We start from the raw sequence: 18,150 nt of genomic DNA on the forward strand, positions 1-18,150 counted from the left end.
GTCTGCAAAACTGCAACAAAAACACGGATAATTTTGAGATTTTGCCTGTCTTCATTTTCAGATTTCCACATAAAAACGTAGTTTTACTCCAAATAATAAGTAAATGAACATTCACGAATATCAGGGTAAAGCAATATTAAAAAGCTTCGGTGTCAGAGTTCAGGAAGGCATTGTCGCTTCAACTGCTGAAGAAGCTGTTGAGGCAGCTAAGAAGCTGAAAACAGAATACAATTCAGACTGGGTTGTTGTTAAAGCACAGATCCATGCAGGCGGCCGCGGTAAAGGCGGTGGCGTTAAGCTTGCTAAAAATCTCGACGAGGTAAAAGAAAAGTCCGGCCAGATCATCGGTATGCAATTAATCACCCCGCAAACAGGTCCTGAGGGCAAGCTTGTCAGCAAAGTATTGATCGCACAGGATGTTTACTACCCTGGTGAAAGTGAAACAAAAGAATTCTATATAAGCGTATTGCTCGACCGCGCTAAAGGCCGGAATATAGTGATGTATTCTACCGAAGGCGGTATGGATATCGAAGAGGTGGCAGAGCATACGCCGCACCTTATTTTCAAAGAAGAAGTTGATCCTAAAGTTGGTCTTCAGGGCTTCCAGGCGCGTAAGATAGCCTTCAACCTGGGCCTTAGCGGCGATGCCTTTAAGGACATGACCAAGTTCATCACCGCTTTATATAAAGCATATGATTCAACCGACTCTTCTATGTTTGAGATCAATCCTGTCCTGAAAACTTCAGACAATAAGATACTTGCTGTAGATGCTAAAGTTAATTTAGACGACAATGCATTGTTCCGTCACAAGGATTACGAAGCTATGCGCGATACCAGTGAGGAAGATCCTACAGAAGTTGAAGCCAGCAAATCTAACCTCAACTATGTAAAGCTTGACGGTAACGTAGGCTGTATGGTGAACGGTGCAGGCCTGGCCATGGCAACCATGGATATCATCAAGCTTGCAGGCGGTGAGCCGGCTAACTTCCTTGACGTTGGCGGAACTGCAAATGCCGAGACTGTTAAAGCCGGATTTAATATCATCCTTTCTGATCCAAACGTTAAAGCGATCCTGATCAATATCTTCGGTGGTATCGTTCGCTGCGACCGCGTTGCCCAGGGGGTTATTGACGCTTATAATGAGATCGGAAACATACCGGTGCCTATTATTGTTCGTCTACAGGGAACTAATGCTGTCGAAGCTAAGAAGCTTATCGATGAATCAGGACTGAAGGTTTACTCAGCTATTTTGCTGAAGGAAGCTGCGGCGCTGGTGACGAAGGTGCTTGAGGAGGAATAGGAAATAGAGAATAGAAAATAGGAAATAGGAAATAGAACGCCGCCGGTATAAGCCAGCGGCGTTTTTTGTTTACTAAAATGAAGTGAGAAGTTTCGGTGGGTACATTTCCCGCTCCCCTGGTGTACCCATAAAATTTATCTCTTTATGGTCAGGCGCCGTGCTGACCCCGAAGATGTCCGCTCGGATGAACACCGTTCGGACGGGGTCAAATGTTTATAGCGAAGCGTTCATAATAAGTTTGTCGACCCCGAAGGTGGTCGCATGTAACAAAACGACACATGCGACCACCTTCAGGGTCCGGGTTGCGAGCCAGAAAGATGTCTATAAACATTTGACCCGTTCCGGGTCATGCATTGAATTAAAAATATAGATATGGGTACACGTTAGCCTGGCAAGGTCACACCCCCCGCTGACGGTTAAAACAATCCTTCAGGTTGCTTTATCAGGCCCGGACGCTTTAAATCTGTACCAAGCCTTTCATTAAGCTTGTTGATCGTATAATCCGCCAATATAGGCGTATCCTTTTCATCATGCTGGTGCAGAAAGAAGTAGATCTTATTCAAACCCTGATCTGACCATTCACCCAGACGTTCAACCCATTCATCTATGCGGCTAAAATCTGTGGGATGCAGTCCGTTACCAACGAAACGTATAAACGCATCCGGAATCGTTAATTCCATATGCACACAATCCCTCCTGCCGCTTGCGTCAGTAATGATCGAACCTTTCTTAAGATCACGCATCATTTCGAAAAGGTCCTTCCTGGCTACAGGATCAGCATACCAGTCTTTATGCCTTACCTCGACAAACACATCGTAATCTTTAGGCAGGTGCTCAAGGTATTCTTTGAGTATATCAAAATTCTTAGGCCCGAAGTTATCACTCAGCTGCAGGAATGCCGGGCCAAGGGTATCGCCAAATTCAGAAATGCTCTCTAAATACTGGGAAGTAACCTCCTCAGCGCCCTTCAGCCGTTTCATATGACTGATGCTTTGAGTGAATTTCGGAAAAAACTTAAAATCATTCCGGGATGCTTCTGCCTTCTCACGCCAGCCGTTTACCTGCTCCTTTTTTGGCATATTGTAGAATACGGCATTAAGCTCAATGCTATTGAAGTGCTTTACATACTCGGCCAGGAAATTAGCTTCTTTGGTTTTCGGCGGATAGATCATTCCTACCCACTCCTTCCTGCCCCACTTGGCGCAGCCCACATACAACTCTGGCTTAAGGGGCTTTTTTGCATCTTTGAGAACCTGTTGGGTTATCGTTGCATCAGCTGGTAAAGTAAAATCAACCAGGGGGAATTCGTTATCAGGTAATTTGCCGAAGTCCATAATTAACTATTTAAAAATTTATCGGGAGTCATTATTGGCAAATGTGATGCCGAGTATTTAATCAGATCTTCATCGAAAGTAATATAAAATTCAATATTATTTACGAGTGCAGAATGATATTGAATTGCATCTTCAGGATCAGATATAATCGAATTCAAGGCCAATACTACCGTTTCGTGACCACAGTCAATTATTGTAATGTAACGGAGCATATTAAGCAGTATTTCCCGGGTAGTTTCTTTCCCTACAGATTTTATCAGAAAATAACCGCAGGCCTGAACGACCGAAGAGGTGGTAAACCCCCTAACGAGCCCTTCCTGAATCTGCAGGAAGATCGCTCTGCTCTCATTCTGCTTTTCCCGTTTAAGAAAATATTCCAGGATGACATTCGCATCCAGAAAAATTTTAGAGGCCATACTTTTTCCCTTTTGCCCTATAATATTCTTCTTTAAGATCAAGATTGAGATCAATATCGAGTTTCGGAAGTCTATCAATCATTTCTACAAAACTTTCCTTTCGCTTCGGTGCTGTGATAAGCCGGAAATAACTCTCGACTATCTCAGAAATGCTCGTCTTTTGATGCAATGCGTACTGTTTCATCTGATCTAAAATATCCTGGTCTATAGTAATATTCAGTTTGGCTTTCATATACCAAATATACGCATAATAAATTTTTATACGCATGATAATAAATGAATTGTTTCCAAAATAAGAAAAGGAACCCTTACAGGTTCCTTTAAAAAGAATCTCGATGGAATGACTTATTTAACGGCAATTAAATTGTAAGCTCTCCCAAATACAAGCTGTCCGATTGCCTGCTTCTGTCTGCAGCAACAAATGCGATGTATATGTGAAGTACAGTTCCAGGCTTTTGAACATCAATTGATAATATATCTTCTCCCGCTCCCCTAAACTGACCGGTAATAAGGATCGACACGTCCCCCGGTTTCAGCTTGTAGTCTTTACAATTATAGGCAAGTATCATTATCTGATCCTTGTCATCACCGTTCACCGGAGTTTCAGGGTTCCAGGTAATGGTCAATTTATCTGGTGCTGTTAGCCGGAATGAAGCATCCGGTGACATAGGTAAATTGCCATGGCTAAGCTTTACAAGCGCGGGATCAATAACGATCTCACCATCTTCAACCGTGAGTGCATTTTTCATCAGGTATGACTTGGCAGCGATGAATCCTTCAGATTTCACGCTATAACCCTTAAATCCGATGCGTACAAATGCAACCGTGGGCTTAAGCCAGGCTTGTGCGTCAGCAAACTTACGCCTGCTTAACTCTTCTTTTTCACTGATGTTTTTTGTACGGCTTTTATAAGGTCCCTTAATATAAGGTATACCATTACGGGATGAGCCGATAACAGACCCCGCTTTTCCTGTAAATGGGCCATTAAGGCCATTAACTAGTCTTCCCATAAATTAGGATAATTGATGTCTATAAACAAGTTATAGAAAAGCCATAGTAAAAGCAAATAAAAAACGTTTAAAAGAGGGATAAAAGTCAGATAATATGCGGTTATGATCCGGCTTTCATCCGGCTTTTATCCGAGTTTTATCCGGCTTTAATCCAACGAATTAATCAACAAAAAAAGGAGCCATGGGCTCCCTTCTCTTCAATTACACTAATAAAAAATCTATTTTACAGTATCAACCACAGCTTTGAAAGCTTCCGGGTGATTCATAGCAAGGTCAGCTAAAACCTTACGGTTAAGGCCATTTCCTTTTGCAGCTAATTTACCCATTAATACTGAATATGATAATCCGTGCTGACGTGCACCTGCGTTGATACGCTGGATCCATAAAGCTCTGAATTCTCTTTTCTTGGTTTTACGGTCGCGGTAAGCATATTGCAAACCTTTTTCGACTGTGTTCTTAGCAACGGTAAAAACCTTGCTTCTTGATCCCCAATAGCCTTTGGCTAGGTCAAGGACCTTTTTTCTTCTTCTTCTCGACGCTACTGCGTTAACCGAACGTGGCATGTTGTTTTGTTTTTTGGTAAGCGGTGTCCCTCTGCGGAAACTTTAGACCTGATACCTGGTTAAATTAATTTGTTACTTATTTGCCGATAGTAAGCATACGTTTTACGTTGCCCATATCTGCGTCAGATACTAAACTGCTCTGACCTAAAGCACGCTTGCGTTTGTTGCTCATCTTGGTTAAGATGTGGCTTTTGAAAGCGTTCTTTCTTTTGATTTTACCTGTTCCAGTAAGCTTGAAGCGCTTTTTTGCACTGGAACACGTCTTCATTTTTGGCATAACTCTATTTATATTTATTTGTCAATTATTCAAACTACTTCTTACCGGCATGCTTCGGGGCAACGGTTAAAAACATCCGCTTTCCTTCCAGCTTCGGTAATTGCTCCACTTTACCCACATCTTCCAATGCCTGGGCAAATTTCAGTAAGAGGATCTCGCCCTGCTCCTTGTAAACGATTGCACGGCCCTTAAAGTGAACATAAGCCCTAACTTTTTCACCGCCTTCAAGGAAACCTATCGCGTGTTTAAGCTTGAACTGAAAATCATGTTCATTGGTATTAGGCCCGAAACGGATCTCTTTAATCACCGTTTGTTTAGCGTTGGACTTAATCTCCTTCATTTTCTTCTTCTGCTCGTATATAAACTTGTTGTAATCAACAATCTTACATACAGGCGGAACTGCATTCGGGGAAATTTCGACAAGATCTAACTCTTGTTCGACAGCCATTGCTAAAGCTTCTCTGAACGGATAAATACCCTGAACCACGTTATCGCCGGTTAATCGTACTTCCGGTGCACGGATCAGATCATTGATCTTATGTTCCGCTTCCTTCTTTTTAAATGGAGGGCGTGGTCCTCTATTGAATCCTGGTCTTCCTAATGCCAAATTTATTTTTACTTAAATTGTTATTTCTTTAACTAATTGATTACTAAACTCTTCCAATGTCATGCTACCTGCATCTCCATGTCCATGTTTCCTAACAGAAATCAGGCCATCATTCATTTCCTTCTCACCAATGATGAGCATGTACGGGATTTTCTTCACTTCTGCATCTCTGATCTTGCGTCCAATCTTCTCATCCCTGAAGTCAATCAAGCCGCGAATATCGGAATTATTAAGCGATTCTAAAACTTTTTTTGCATAATCCTCATATTTTTCGGAGATCGGCAAAACTATAAATTGCTCTGGTGCAAGCCATAATGGGAACTGCCCTGCACAGTGCTCTATTAAAACGGCAACAAAGCGTTCTAATGAGCCAAATGGTGCGCGGTGTATCATTACCGGGCGGTGTTTCTGGTTGTCACTGCCAGTGTACTCGAGCTCAAAACGCTCGGGCAGGTTATAATCTACCTGAATAGTACCTAACTGCCACTTTCTTCCGAGTGCATCCTTTACCATAAAATCGAGCTTCGGACCGTAAAAAGCGGCTTCGCCAAGTTCGACAACAGTCTTTAAGCCCTTTTCTTCGGCTGCCTCGATAATCGATGATTCGGCAAGCTGCCAGTTCTCATCCGTACCAATGTATTTCGCTTTGTTTGCCGGGTCCCGCAGGGAGATCTGGGCTGTATAATCGTCGAATCCAAGCGCCCTGAATACATAGAGCACCAGGTCTATAACTTTCTTAAACTCTTCTTTAACCTGATCCGGGCGGCAGAATAAATGCGCATCATCCTGGGTAAAACCACGAACACGGGTTAAACCATGAAGCTCTCCGCTCTGCTCATACCGGTAAACCGTTCCGAATTCAGCGTATCGCACCGGCAGGTCCCTGTACGACCGTGGCTTGGTTTTATAGATCTCGCAGTGGTGCGGACAATTCATTGGCTTCAAGAAGAACTCCTCCCCGTCCTGCGGGGTTTTTATAGGCTGAAACGAGTCTGCGCCGTATTTCTCGTAATGCCCGGAAGTAATATAAAGGTTCTTGTGCCCGATATGCGGTGTAATTACCTGCTCGTAGCCTGATTTAACCTGTGCCCGCTGCAGGAAATTGACAAGTTTCTCGCGTAAAGCAGTTCCCTTCGGCAGCCATAACGGAAGGCCCATCCCTACTTTATCGGAAAATGTAAAAAGCTCAAGTTCCTTACCAAGCTTGCGGTGGTCGCGTTTTTTAGCCTCCTCGATCATGTGGAGATAATCGGCCAGCTCGCTTTGCTTAGGAAAAGTTACTCCATAGATCCTTGTAAGCTGTTTACGGGTTTCATCGCCTCTCCAGTAGGCTCCGGCCACATTCATCAGCTTTACAGCCTTAATAAATCCGGTATTGGGAATATGCGGGCCGCGACAAAGGTCGGTAAAATTGCCCTGGGTATAGAAGGTTATGGAGCCATCGGCCAGGTCTTTGATCAGGTCCAGCTTATACTCATCATCTTTTTCGGTAAAATATTTTACAGCATCATCCTTGGAAACGGCTTTTCTTGAAAATTCAGCTTTGCTCCGGGCCAGTTCCATGATCTTATCCTCGATCTGTTTAAAATCATCCGAAGAGAATTCCCGGTCGCCGAAATCAACATCATAATAGAAGCCGGTCTCGATTGCGGGGCCTATGCCAAATTTGGTTCCCGGATACAGTGCCTCAAGGGCTTCTGCCATTAAGTGAGCCGATGAATGCCAGAAGGTATTCTTGCCTTCCAGGTCGTTCCAGGTCAGTAGCTTAACTTCAGAATCAGCTTCAATAGGTCGTGAAGAATCCCAAACCTGTCCGTTAACCTGTGCTGCTAATACATTTCTGGCTAAGCCTTCAGAAATTGAAAGGGCTATCTCGTGGGCTGTTACGCCCTGCTGGTATTCCCTGACGGATCCGTCAGGGAGGGTGATCTTGATCATATACAAAATGATTTAAACGTTATATAAAATGAAACCAAGTGATCACATACTAAGTGATCTTCAATTCGGGAGCAAAAGTAAGAATTAGTTATACGTTATACGTTATACGTTGTACGTTTTTTTCTAAACGCCGGGGGATGTGTTGTAGGTTTTACGTGATACGCTATACGTTTTTCTAAACGCTCTGCAACGTATAACGTAAAACGTACCACGTATAACTTCTAGACATTCCCCCATCCATGCGCCAGAACATCTGCCAGGTGCATGGTTTTGATCGGGATGTTATTTTGGTCTATATAGGCCTGCAGATTGATCAGGCACGAGGCGTCTGTTGAGATTATATAGTCGGCTTCCATTTCGAGAGCATTGTTAACCTTCTGCTGGGCCATCGCACTTGAAATACCTTCAAACTTCACGGCAAAGGTTCCTCCGAATCCGCAGCAGACATCGGTATCCTTCATCTCTACCAGGTCGAGGCCGTGTACCTTCGCCAGTAATTGCCGGGGCTCTGCCTTGATATTACATTCCCTGAGACCCGCACATGAATCGTGGTAAACAGCCCTGCCTTCTAACTCAGCACCAAAGTAATCCTTATTGATCACGTTTATCAGGAAGTCTGAAAGCTCATGGATATTACCTTGTATATTCCTACACTTGTTATGAACTATTGTGTTGGTAAACAGATCATTATAATAATTTTTCACCATGCCGGTGCAGGAAGCAGACGGTGAAATAATATAGTTGGTTTCGGAAAAATCATTAAGGAATTTACTCCCAACTGTCTTGGCTTCCTCCCAGTATCCGGCATTGAATGCGGGTTGTCCGCAGCAGGTCTGTTCCGGGTTATAAACAACTGAACACCCAGCCTTCTCGAGGATCTTTGCCGTATTAAATGCTGTTTGAGGGTAAAGCTGATCGATGAAGCATGGAATAAATAGTTCGACAGTCATATGAGGTATGAGGTATCAGGTGTCAGGTATCAGGTATCAGGTATCAGGTATCAGGTATCAGGTATCGGGTGCTAAATTCCGAAAAAAAATCTAGGTGTCAGTTATGGGAGACTGATTTTTCTTCTTTTAAAAGCAAAAGAGAAAGCAGGACGAGCAAACCAACGATAAAAAAACCGGCAAGGCTGATAGCCGAATTACGCATATTACCTGTAAACTCTTCAATATAAGCAAAGCTAAACAAGCCGATTACGATGGCTATCTTTTCCGTGACGTCATAAAAACTAAAGAAGGATGCTGTGTCTGGTGTATTTGCCGGCAGGAATTTAGAATAGGTTGAACGTGAGATCGACTGGATTCCGCCCATTACCAGACCTACAACGGCTGCGATAATATAAAACTGGAACTCATTCTGAACAAAGTAGGCAGCAACGCATACCCCTATCCAGATCGACAATACGAACATGATCACTTTGATGTTTCCAATCTTTTTAGCGAAATAAGACATCACCAGCGCGCCAAGAATGGCTACTATCTGGATCACGAGGATAATTGCGATCAGTTTGGAAGTACCCAGCCTGAGGATCTTTTCACCGAATCCGGCAGCTACGAGCATGATTGTCTGTACTCCCATGGAATAAAAAAAGAAGGCAAAAAGGAAGCGTTTGAGCCGGGTAATCGACTTGAGTTGCCTCCACACCTTGAGCAGTTCTTCAAAGCCGTTGTTCACCTTGCTTTTTTCGATCCTGGCATGATTAGCACTTCCCCTGGGTAATTTCCGGAAAGGGATCTGTGCGAACACTATCCACCAGATACCCACCAGCAGAAAGGATAACCTGGCGGGAAAAGAACCGTCGGTGATACCGAACAGTTCAGGCTTAAGGACGAACACGAAGCAGACGATCTGCAGTAAAACGCTGCCTACGTAGCCATAGGCGAAGCCCTTGGCACTGACCCTGTCCTGCTGATCCTCGCTGGCAATCTCGGGCAGATATGAGTTGTTAAACATCACTCCGCCAATATATCCCATGGCGGCGAGGGCAAAACAGATAATACCTAATTCGAGCGTTTCGAGCTTGAAAAAAAATAACCCCGCGCATGCAATACCGCCTAAATAGGTAAAGAATTTTAAGAAAACTTTCTTATTGCCCCTGAAATCCGCTGAAGATGACAACACCGGCAGCATCAGGGCCATGATCAGATAAGCCGCGCAAAGCGCATAATTTGATAGAGCAGTATTTGTAAATGTCCACCCGAAGAATGATACCTGATCGCCCCTCTCGGCTGTCGTAGTGATAATGGTATAATATGCGGGAAAAATTGTAGAGGTAATAACAAGGTTATAGGCTGAATTGGCCCAGTCGAACATGGCCCAGGCCCTGATGGTAGTTTTATCGTTTTTCATCCGGCAGATATAATCGCGCAGTGAAGATAATAAATACCGGGGAATTAGAAACCGAGGTCGGAGGTCTGAGCAGATGTACGTAAAGCTGGCCCGATCAGTTTACTTTTGTTAGGCTGGATGCACCTGATTCGCTGTTCTTGATAGTAGAAGGATTACCCCTGTACTCCACATCGCTGGAACCGCTGGAGCTGATTTGTAGCTCGTTCAGTACGTTTATACGCGACTGACTGGCTCCTGAACTCTCTATGCGGTACTTGCCCACCACGAAGTCGAACGCATCTAAAGAGCTCGATCCGCTCAGGTCTAACTCGTGGGAACCTGCCTGGCCTCTTAAGAATATTTCAGAGGCGCCGCTTGAGGAAGTAGAAACATTTGCTGCATTAAGGTCAAGGTCAACCTTACTCGAACCGCTGAGGTCAATATCGAAATCCTTTACATTCAATTTACCGTCTCCTAATATTTCAACAGCTCCGGAAGCGTCAATACCCTCGTATTCACCGGAGGTCACATAAACGGTTATCGGCCCGGCATCGCAAAAGTTACCGTCCAGGTCAATGACTAACCGGCCTCTCCGAACGAAGGTCTCAATCTCTTTCTGGATATTATCATCGGCAATGATGCGCACCTCGGAACTGCCGCCTTGTTTCAGAACAACCTTAATGGATCCGCTGGTTTCGACCCGGGTAAAGGGGTCTACATTTCTGGTCGTGGAAACCTGGTTGCCTGAACCACTTATACAATTGATATTGTTGCAGGACGCGAATAATGCGCCGGTCGAAAGTATAACGGCGATAAGTTTAGCAGTGTTGTTCATGTGGTGTTTTTTTGTTAGACGCATTTTTTTAGAACCGGTTACACAATATAGGAAAAAGGGAAGAAATGTGATCATCGGCGACGATGGTTTTTTGGAAAGCCGGGTTCTTCCCCGGCATTACTTGCTATCACAAGGAAGAGCCGCGCCGCTTACTGATTGGAATTCTTCCCCGACTTGATCGGGGATCTCGTCAATGGCACGCGGCCACAGCCGCTGTGTTGACCGGGAGATTAAGGTCGCGCAAAAGCTGCAGTTATTACAGCTACACCGGAGGCTTAGATTCCGGTACATTCAAATGTCCAGTGGACGCGGGCTCCGCCGCGTCAGGGAGGAGATCCCCGATCAAGTCGGGGAAGAGCCTTGTCCACAAGTGCCCCTCGGCGTCTAAGAAACATAATAATACTCCCCGTTCGCTTTAATAGTGCCGGCATCGAGAAGTATGCGGATGATATGGAGCTTTTCCTTATCAGTTCCCGATTTGATGGATGTGACCAGACTATCCAGACCAAGCGAGCCGGAGCTTAACAGGTCGAGGATCTCCTTTGTAATATCATCATTGACTGATTCCTTTTTTAGACGCCGCTTATTTTCAATACACATGTCGCATGACCCGCATTCGGCTGCGTGAATTTCATTAAAATAAGCCAGCAGCTGCTGGCTCCGGCATTTTTTAGTTTCGGCATAGGCGATCACTGATTCTACCTGATGCTTGTTGATTTGATGACGTTCGGTTAAATAACGGGCATCGATCTGCAGGTGCTGATCATCCAGTCTTTGTTTAAGGAAGGTAATATGAGGCTTATCCGTCTGGGGGATATAGGTCAGTATCTCCATCGCCTGAAGTTTCATCAGGGTCTGCGAAATTTCCTGTCTGTTTGTGCCGAGTCTTTTAGCCAGGTCGTTTTCCTTGACAGCCACGAACTGGTCGAAAATGCCGCCATACGAACGTAATAGTATTTTGATAAAAGGGTCGTATGCGGGCTGCTCGACCTGGAATGAGTAAAGTTCCTTTTGCTGCATGAGGATCTGAACACGGGAAGGAAGAAAAATAGTTTCGCTCAAAGCGATATATTCGTCGTGCTCCAGAAACTTAAACGCATTAAGCGTTTTGATGGCATCAAGTTTAAAACGATTGCAGAAATCTGCCACATCAATTTCAAGCGTCAGGCCTTCACCTGCGCCATAAGCCAGCTGAAAATAGTTTCCCAGGTAATGGTAAACCTGCTTGATCTCTTTAACCGTAGGATAGCTTTGTTCGAGTTTCTTAAGCAGCCTGCTCTTATCTGATGTAGTATACAGCAGCACGGTATAAGCTTTCTTCTCGTCCCTTCCGGCCCGGCCGGCTTCCTGGTAGTAGGCTTCCAGGCTCTCGGGAAGGTCGAGGTGCACCACAAAGCGGACATCGCCCTTATCTATCCCCATCCCGAAGGCATTTGTAGCTACCATGACCCTGGTTTCCGAGCTTTTCCACGAAAGCTGCTTTTTGCTGCGGGCAGCACTGTCTAAGCCTGCATGATAAAACTCTGCAGGGATACCCTCCAGGTTGAGCAGTCGCGATATCTCCTGCGTTTCACGGCGGTTTCTAACATATACGATACCGCTGCCTTTTACATTTTTTGCGATAGAGAAAAGCTTACGCAGCTTGTTTTCCTCATTATACACCAGGTAGGCCAGGTTCTTTCGCTCGAATGATTTTTTGAAAACATTCCCGTTCGTGAATTTTAGTTTCTGCTGAATATCCGTCGCCACGTCTTCGGTAGCCGTGGCAGTCAAAGCAAGTACCGGGACCCGGGGATGCAGTGCACGCAATTCAGAAATATGTAAATACGGCGGTCGGAAATCATAACCCCATTGCGAGATACAATGCGCCTCATCTATAGCGATAAGGTTTACGTTCATGTGTCTGATCCGTTCCCTTACAAGATCTGAAAGCAATCTTTCGGGCGAGAGATAAAGAAATTTGATGTCGCCGTAGATACAGTTATCGAGCGCTATATCCACTTCCCGCTTCCCCATTCCTGAGATAATGGCTATGGCGTTAATACCTTTGCTCTTCAGATTTTCGACCTGGTCTTTCATCAGGGCTATGAGCGGAGATACCACGATACATATACCTGGTTTCAGCAGGGCTGGAACCTGAAAACAGGCCGACTTCCCCCCCCCTGTAGGCATAAGCGCCAGGGTATCGCGGCCATTAATAACAGACTGGATGATCTCTTCCTGCAGAGGGCGGAATTTTGAAAAACCCCAGTATTTATGCAGGATTTGGTGTATTGTCATGAAGATATAAAGTTACAAAAATTGAATGGCACGGGGTTGTTATTTTCGGCCTTCATTATATCAGGCTTTTTTACGCAAAGGTCGCAGAGGTTTCCGCCCGCCCGGCTGAACACCGTTCGGACGGGCAAAGGACGCAAAGCATCAGTCTGATTTTATCTTTACGATATTTAACGCCGTATTTGTTACCAAAAACTATGTGTCCTTTGCGTGTACTTTGCGTTTAAGATACAGCTGGTACGCAGCAGGACGTTCTATAGTGAATAATTGCTAAATTGCGGCCCAATTGAAGAAATACATGAAAAACTATTTATTTATCGTCTTAGGCCTCATCATATCTCAATCATTATATGCTCAGCAGGCCCCGAAATGGAATATTGAAAAGCCATCAGGCCCTACGAAGTCGTTCTCTTTTCAGACCAATGAAGGCACCTGGATGAACCTCGATGTTAGTCCTGATGGGGGTGAAATAGTTTTTGACATATTGGGCGATATCTATAAAATGCCTCTTGCCGGCGGAAAAGCGACTCTTTTAGCCGGGGGACTAGCCTCAGAGGTACAACCGCGGTTCAGTCCTGATGGCAAGTTCATTTCATATACCAGCGATAAAGACGGTGGCGATAACATCTGGGTGATGAACTCTGATGGCTCCGGAAAGCGCGCGATCACAAAGGAAACATTCAGACTGCTCAATAATGCCGTATGGACGCCAGACAATCAATATCTGATTGCCAGGAAACATTTTACCAGCAGCCGTTCACTTGGAGCTGGCGAGATGTGGATGTATCATATAGCAGGCGGCGGTGAAGGGGTTCAGCTCACCAAACGAAAAAACGACCAGCAGGACGCAGGCGAGCCTGAGGTTTCCCCTGACGGGAAATATGTTTACTTCTCGGAGGACGTTAGTCCCGGGCCGCAGTTCCAGTACAATAAGGATCCTAATGGTGAGATCTATAATATAAGGAGGTTAAACAGGGCGACCGGGGAGCTTCAAACAGTAGCCGGCGGTAACGGTGGCGCTGTAAGACCACAGATATCACCCGACGGCAAGCTTCTTGCATTCGTAAAACGTGTGCGATTAAAATCTGTGATGTACCTCCAGGATCTCGAAACAGGTGAAGAATGGCCTGTATATGAAGACCTTACACGTGACCAGCAGGAGGCATGGGCCATATTCGGACTTTACCCTAATTTCGCGTGGACGCCGGACAGCAAAAACATCATTTTTTATGCTCAGGGAAAGATCAAAAATCTCGAGGTGCTGACTGAGTATGTCTCCGACATTCCGTTCGAAGTAAACGTGACACAATCTATTACCGAGGCCCTGCACTTTGACCAGAAGGTGTTCAGGGAAGAATTTGATGTCAAAATGATCCGGCAGCTTACCACGTCTCCTGATGGTAAAATGGTAGCCTTCAATGCGGCAGGTTATATCTATACCAAGGTATTGCCTGACGGAAACCCGACCCGTATAAGCACAGGAACCGATTTTGAGTATGAACCTGAATTTAGTCCGGATGGCAAATACCTTCTCTACGTAGGCTGGACTGACGAGCAGCGGGGTGCAATCTACAGGAAAGACCTGCAAACGCAGGAGGTGATTAAGCTCACTACGGAAAAGGGTTATTATTACGGACCAAAATACTCCAACCGTGGAGACCAGATCGTTTTCCGCAAAGGGGTTGGTAATGATGTTCTGGGATATGCCTTTGGGAAAAATCCTGGCATGTATATCATGCCCGCCATTGGTGGTCAGCCGAAGCTGGTTCTTAACAACGGCATTCGCCCGTCATTCAATTCAGATGATACAAGGATCTGGTTCCAAAGCACTGAAGCCGGCAAGAAAGCCTTAAAAAGTGTCGACCTGAACGGCGGGACGGCCCGCACGCATTTCACGTCTCAGTATGCGAATATCTTCTCGCCAAGTCCTGATGGCAAGTGGATAGCCTTTTCAGAGCTTTTCAATGTCTATATTACACCGCTGGCGCATACGGGTGCCGCATTGGACCTTTCATCAGGAAATAAAGCTATCCCGGTAACAAAAATCACCCGGGACGCCGGTATATACATACATTGGAGCAAGGACTCTCAAAAACTCAACTGGACATTAGGCCCAAAGTATTATTCAAAAACCATTAAAAGTTCATTTGCATTTTTAGATAACAGCGCCGATAAAAGCAAAGCGGATACCGCGGGAACAGACATCGGCCTGAAGCTTAGATCGGACCTTCCCGAGGGTAAAATTGCGATCACCGGGGCGCGTATCATTACCATGAAGGGTGATGAGGTGATCGAAAACGGAACGATCGTAGTTGATGGCAACAAGATAGCCGCAATCGGCAGGAATGTAAATGTGCCCGACGACGCGAAGGTCATCAACGCAGCCGGGAAGACCATCATGCCCGGCATTGTAGATGTTCATAGCCATTTGCGCGCGAGCGGAGATGGCGTCTCGCCACAGCAGGACTGGAGCTACTATGCCAATCTTGCTTATGGCGTGACTACATCGCATGATCCTTCTGCAAATACAGAAATGGTTTTTAGCCAGGCAGAAATGCTGAAAGCCGGGACGATGGTCGGCCCGCGTGTCTATTCCACAGGCACTATACTCTATGGCGCTGACGGAGATTTTAAAACAGTTATAAATAGCCTTGATGATGCCAGGTCGGCATTACGGCGCATGAAGGCAGTCGGAGCCTTTTCAGTTAAGTCGTATAACCAACCACGGCGTGATCAGAGACAGCAGATCATCCAGGCTGCCCGCGAGCTTCAGATGCTGGTTGTTCCCGAGGGAGGTTCTACGTTCTTTCATAATATGACACAGGTAGCCGACGGCCATACCAGCATAGAGCATAACATACCGCAGGCACCCGTTTACAAGGATGTGAAGACCTTCTGGAATAAGAGCAACACTTCGTATACTCCTACGCTTATCGTTAGCTACGGGTCGCAGTCAGGAGAAAACTTCTGGTACGAACGCACAAACGTTTGGGAGAATGAGCGCTTGCTGAACTTTACTCCAAGGAGCATTATTGACCCGCGATCAAGAAGAAGGACCATATCTGAGTTCGCTGATTACGGACATATTGATGTTTCCCGCGTCGCCAAACAGCTGTCAGACGGTGGTACAAAAGTTAATCTTGGGGCCCATGGGCAGATACAGGGGCTCGGAGCACATTGGGAACTCTGGATGTTTGCCCAAGGGGGAATGAGCCCGTTGCAGGCGATACGAAGCGCAACTCTTAACGGCGCAGAACATCTGGGCATGGCAAAGGAAATAGGCTCGCTTGAGACAGGAAAACTAGCTGATCTGATTATTCTCGACGCGAATCCCCTGGAGGATATCCGGAATACTGAAAAGATCAGGAACGTGATGATTAACGGAAGGGTATATGATGCAGCGACCATGAATGAGACTATCAGCCGTGAAAAGCCACGCGGACTGTTTTGGTGGAAAATGAGCCGGGCGGAAAGCTTCAGCATTCCGCAAGGAGATGTAGAAACGCATACGTTTACCCACGTGGAATGTGATTAGGGGTTTCCAGCTTTCGCTGGATCCGATAGCTATCGGATGACAAATTTGCTGGGTAATTGGGAGATCCTGACCTTCGTCAGGATCGAAATCCTATCTTTTATACGTCAGGGCCAACGTATCCCCCGCGTATAAATAAAGTGCGTTAGCCTTAACCTCGTACCTGGTGACTTTCTGAAGTTCGCTGATGATGCGGTTCTCGTCGTCCATAATACCTTCGCAATACATTTTGGTTGATCCAACGCGTGTAAAAGTTATTTTCTGACCGATCATTTCATATTCAGCAAAGAAGGAATTGCAGGCTGCTTTACCACTTACTTTATTTTCCTTTTCATCGAACTTCAGAAAAGCCCGGTCGCCATAATTCACCGGCCTTTTGAGAATAGATGTAAGCTTCCAGTCAGATTCCCCCAATTTTGGATCGTCGGATTTGGGATGCATAGCCGTACAGGATGCCAGCAATACGAATAAAGAGAGTAAACATATTTTCATAATGTTGGGTTTAGTTTACTTACTACAAATGTTGCGCCATAATATAACCGCTCGACCAGGCCCATTGAAAGTTATAGCCTCCGAGCCAGCCGGTTACATCGACGCATTCTCCGCCAAAGTACAAACCCGGGACTTTTTTGGCCTCCAATGTCCTGGATGATAATTCTGCTGTATCTACTCCTCCCCTCATCACCTCGGCCCTGTCGTAACCCTTATCACCGGCAGGCTTTACATCAAAAAAGTGGATCAGCTTTTCTGCTGCGGCAATATCCTCTTTTGTAAGAGAGGCCAGGTTCTTTTCCACAGGAAGAAATTTAGCCAGGGCATCTGCAAACTTCCGGGTAAATGTCTCGGATAGCAGACTGAGGAAGGTCTTCCGGCCATTCGTCTGCCTTGCCGCCTGGACGAGATCATTAATATTACTGTCAGGCAAAAGATCGATCCGGATATGCTCTCCGGGTCGCCAATACGACGAGATCTGGAGGATGGCTGGTCCGCTGAGCCCCCAATGAGTAAATAGTATATTTTCCTCAAAACTGATCCTGTGATTTGACACACGGCAATAAATCGAGTTCCCGGAAAGCCTCGTGTACCATTCGGCATCCTTGCCAGTTATGGTCAGCGGCACCAAAGCCGGCGCGGTCTGAATGATATTTAACCCAAATTGCCGGGCCACTTTCAGCCCGAAATCGGTAGCGCCCATTTTTGGTATAGGAAGCCCTCCGGTGGTGATCACTACCTTAGCTGATACCGCAGTCTTTGTTTTCAGATCTTGTTTATAGGAGACCGAGAAAGTTCCATTGTCGTCTTTTGCAACATACTTAACCTCGGCTCCGCAAATTATCTCCTGCCCCATCTCCCGGCATAGGTCTTCAAATATCCTGACTATATCTTTCGCATTATTACTCTCGGGGAAAAGCTGTCCCAGGGTTTTCTCTTCTCCGATAATTCCATAAGTTTCAAAGAAGCTGACTGTATCTTCCACCGAGAATTGTGAAAATGCCGATTTGCAGAAATGCGGGTTTCCGGAGATAAAATTTGCGTCAGTGGCGTAGAGATTGGCATAATTGCACCTACCCCCTCCGGAGATCAGGATCTTAGCACCCACTTTTTCGTTCTTTTCAATGATAAGAACCTTCTTTCCCAGGAAGCCGGCCTGAACAGCACACATCAAACCACAGGCGCCGCCGCCTATTATTATCGCATCGAAGTCCTGGTTGTTGTTCATAAATCCATAT

The 18,150-nt window shown here is 45.6% G+C and carries 16 protein-coding genes; 2 read left to right on the forward strand and 14 right to left on the reverse strand.

Annotated elements, in window-relative coordinates:
• The first annotated feature begins 103 nt into the window (after positions 1-103).
• The gene (gene sucC / locus P2W76_RS06270; protein WP_276346745.1) at positions 104-1,300 is read left to right on the forward strand and encodes an ADP-forming succinate--CoA ligase subunit beta; all 1,197 of its coding nucleotides are present in this window, start codon (positions 104-106) and stop codon (positions 1,298-1,300) included.
• A 416-nt stretch (positions 1,301-1,716) separates the two neighbouring features.
• On the opposite strand, the gene P2W76_RS06275 is transcribed toward sucC, so the two are convergent.
• From P2W76_RS06275 to P2W76_RS06330, 12 genes are all read right to left on the reverse strand, one after another.
• Positions 1,717-2,634 (reverse strand): DUF72 domain-containing protein, encoded by a 918-nt coding sequence (locus P2W76_RS06275; RefSeq protein ID WP_276346747.1) that lies wholly within the window; start codon positions 2,632-2,634, stop codon positions 1,717-1,719.
• Between the two features lie 2 nt (positions 2,635-2,636).
• Positions 2,637-3,050 carry a PIN domain-containing protein gene (locus P2W76_RS06280; RefSeq protein WP_276346749.1) on the reverse strand — a complete coding sequence of 138 codons (414 nt, stop codon included), beginning with the start codon at positions 3,048-3,050 and terminating at the stop codon, positions 2,637-2,639.
• A complete protein-coding gene (locus tag P2W76_RS06285) occupies positions 3,040-3,282 on the reverse strand; it encodes a DUF6364 family protein (RefSeq protein WP_276346752.1) in 243 nt (80 codons plus the stop codon). The genes P2W76_RS06280 and P2W76_RS06285 overlap by 11 nt, the downstream gene beginning before the upstream one ends.
• 127 nt (positions 3,283-3,409) lie before the next feature.
• Entirely contained in the window at positions 3,410-4,060 is a 651-nt protein-coding gene (locus tag P2W76_RS06290; protein ID WP_276346754.1) for a DUF6266 family protein, read from the reverse strand.
• 218 nt (positions 4,061-4,278) lie between these two features.
• The gene (gene rplT / locus P2W76_RS06295; RefSeq protein WP_276346756.1) at positions 4,279-4,623 is read right to left on the reverse strand and encodes a 50S ribosomal protein L20; all 345 of its coding nucleotides are present in this window, start codon (positions 4,621-4,623) and stop codon (positions 4,279-4,281) included.
• Between the two features lie 76 nt (positions 4,624-4,699).
• On the reverse strand, positions 4,700-4,900 hold the full coding sequence (gene rpmI / locus P2W76_RS06300) for a 50S ribosomal protein L35 (protein WP_276346758.1): 201 nt from the start codon (positions 4,898-4,900) through the stop codon (positions 4,700-4,702).
• A 34-nt stretch (positions 4,901-4,934) separates the two neighbouring features.
• Positions 4,935-5,507: a translation initiation factor IF-3 gene (gene infC / locus P2W76_RS06305; protein ID WP_276346760.1), complete on the reverse strand. Its 573-nt coding sequence runs from the start codon at positions 5,505-5,507 to the stop codon at positions 4,935-4,937.
• A 12-nt stretch (positions 5,508-5,519) separates the two neighbouring features.
• On the reverse strand, positions 5,520-7,445 hold the full coding sequence (gene thrS / locus P2W76_RS06310) for a threonine--tRNA ligase (RefSeq protein WP_276346763.1): 1,926 nt from the start codon (positions 7,443-7,445) through the stop codon (positions 5,520-5,522).
• A gap of 221 nt (positions 7,446-7,666) precedes the next feature.
• Positions 7,667-8,395, reverse strand: coding sequence for a (Fe-S)-binding protein (locus P2W76_RS06315; protein ID WP_276346766.1), 729 nt, complete (start codon positions 8,393-8,395; stop codon positions 7,667-7,669).
• 97 nt (positions 8,396-8,492) lie between these two features.
• On the reverse strand, positions 8,493-9,797 hold the full coding sequence (locus P2W76_RS06320) for an MFS transporter (RefSeq protein WP_276346768.1): 1,305 nt from the start codon (positions 9,795-9,797) through the stop codon (positions 8,493-8,495).
• Positions 9,798-9,891: 94 nt separating this feature from the next.
• Complete coding sequence (locus P2W76_RS06325; protein WP_276346771.1) at positions 9,892-10,611, reverse strand: head GIN domain-containing protein; 720 nt, start codon at positions 10,609-10,611, stop codon at positions 9,892-9,894.
• Positions 10,612-10,995: 384 nt separating this feature from the next.
• A complete protein-coding gene (locus P2W76_RS06330; RefSeq protein ID WP_276346773.1) occupies positions 10,996-12,891 on the reverse strand; it encodes an ATP-dependent DNA helicase RecQ in 1,896 nt (631 codons plus the stop codon).
• Between the two features lie 295 nt (positions 12,892-13,186).
• On the opposite strand from P2W76_RS06330, the gene P2W76_RS06335 reads away from it, so the two are divergent.
• Positions 13,187-16,423 carry an amidohydrolase family protein gene (locus P2W76_RS06335; RefSeq protein ID WP_276346774.1) on the forward strand — a complete coding sequence of 1,079 codons (3,237 nt, stop codon included), beginning with the start codon at positions 13,187-13,189 and terminating at the stop codon, positions 16,421-16,423.
• A 90-nt stretch (positions 16,424-16,513) separates the two neighbouring features.
• Here P2W76_RS06335 and P2W76_RS06340 read toward each other — a convergent pair whose 3' ends face one another.
• Both P2W76_RS06340 and P2W76_RS06345 read right to left on the reverse strand, forming a co-directional pair.
• The gene (locus tag P2W76_RS06340) at positions 16,514-16,912 is read right to left on the reverse strand and encodes an META domain-containing protein (RefSeq protein WP_276346776.1); all 399 of its coding nucleotides are present in this window, start codon (positions 16,910-16,912) and stop codon (positions 16,514-16,516) included.
• A 22-nt stretch (positions 16,913-16,934) separates the two neighbouring features.
• On the reverse strand, positions 16,935-18,140 hold the full coding sequence (locus P2W76_RS06345) for an NAD(P)/FAD-dependent oxidoreductase (protein WP_276346779.1): 1,206 nt from the start codon (positions 18,138-18,140) through the stop codon (positions 16,935-16,937).
• Between the last annotated feature and the right edge of the window lie 10 nt (positions 18,141-18,150).

It is taken from the genome of Daejeonella sp. JGW-45 (assembly GCF_029360805.1).
Classification (GTDB): Bacteria; Bacteroidota; Bacteroidia; order Sphingobacteriales; family Sphingobacteriaceae; genus Daejeonella.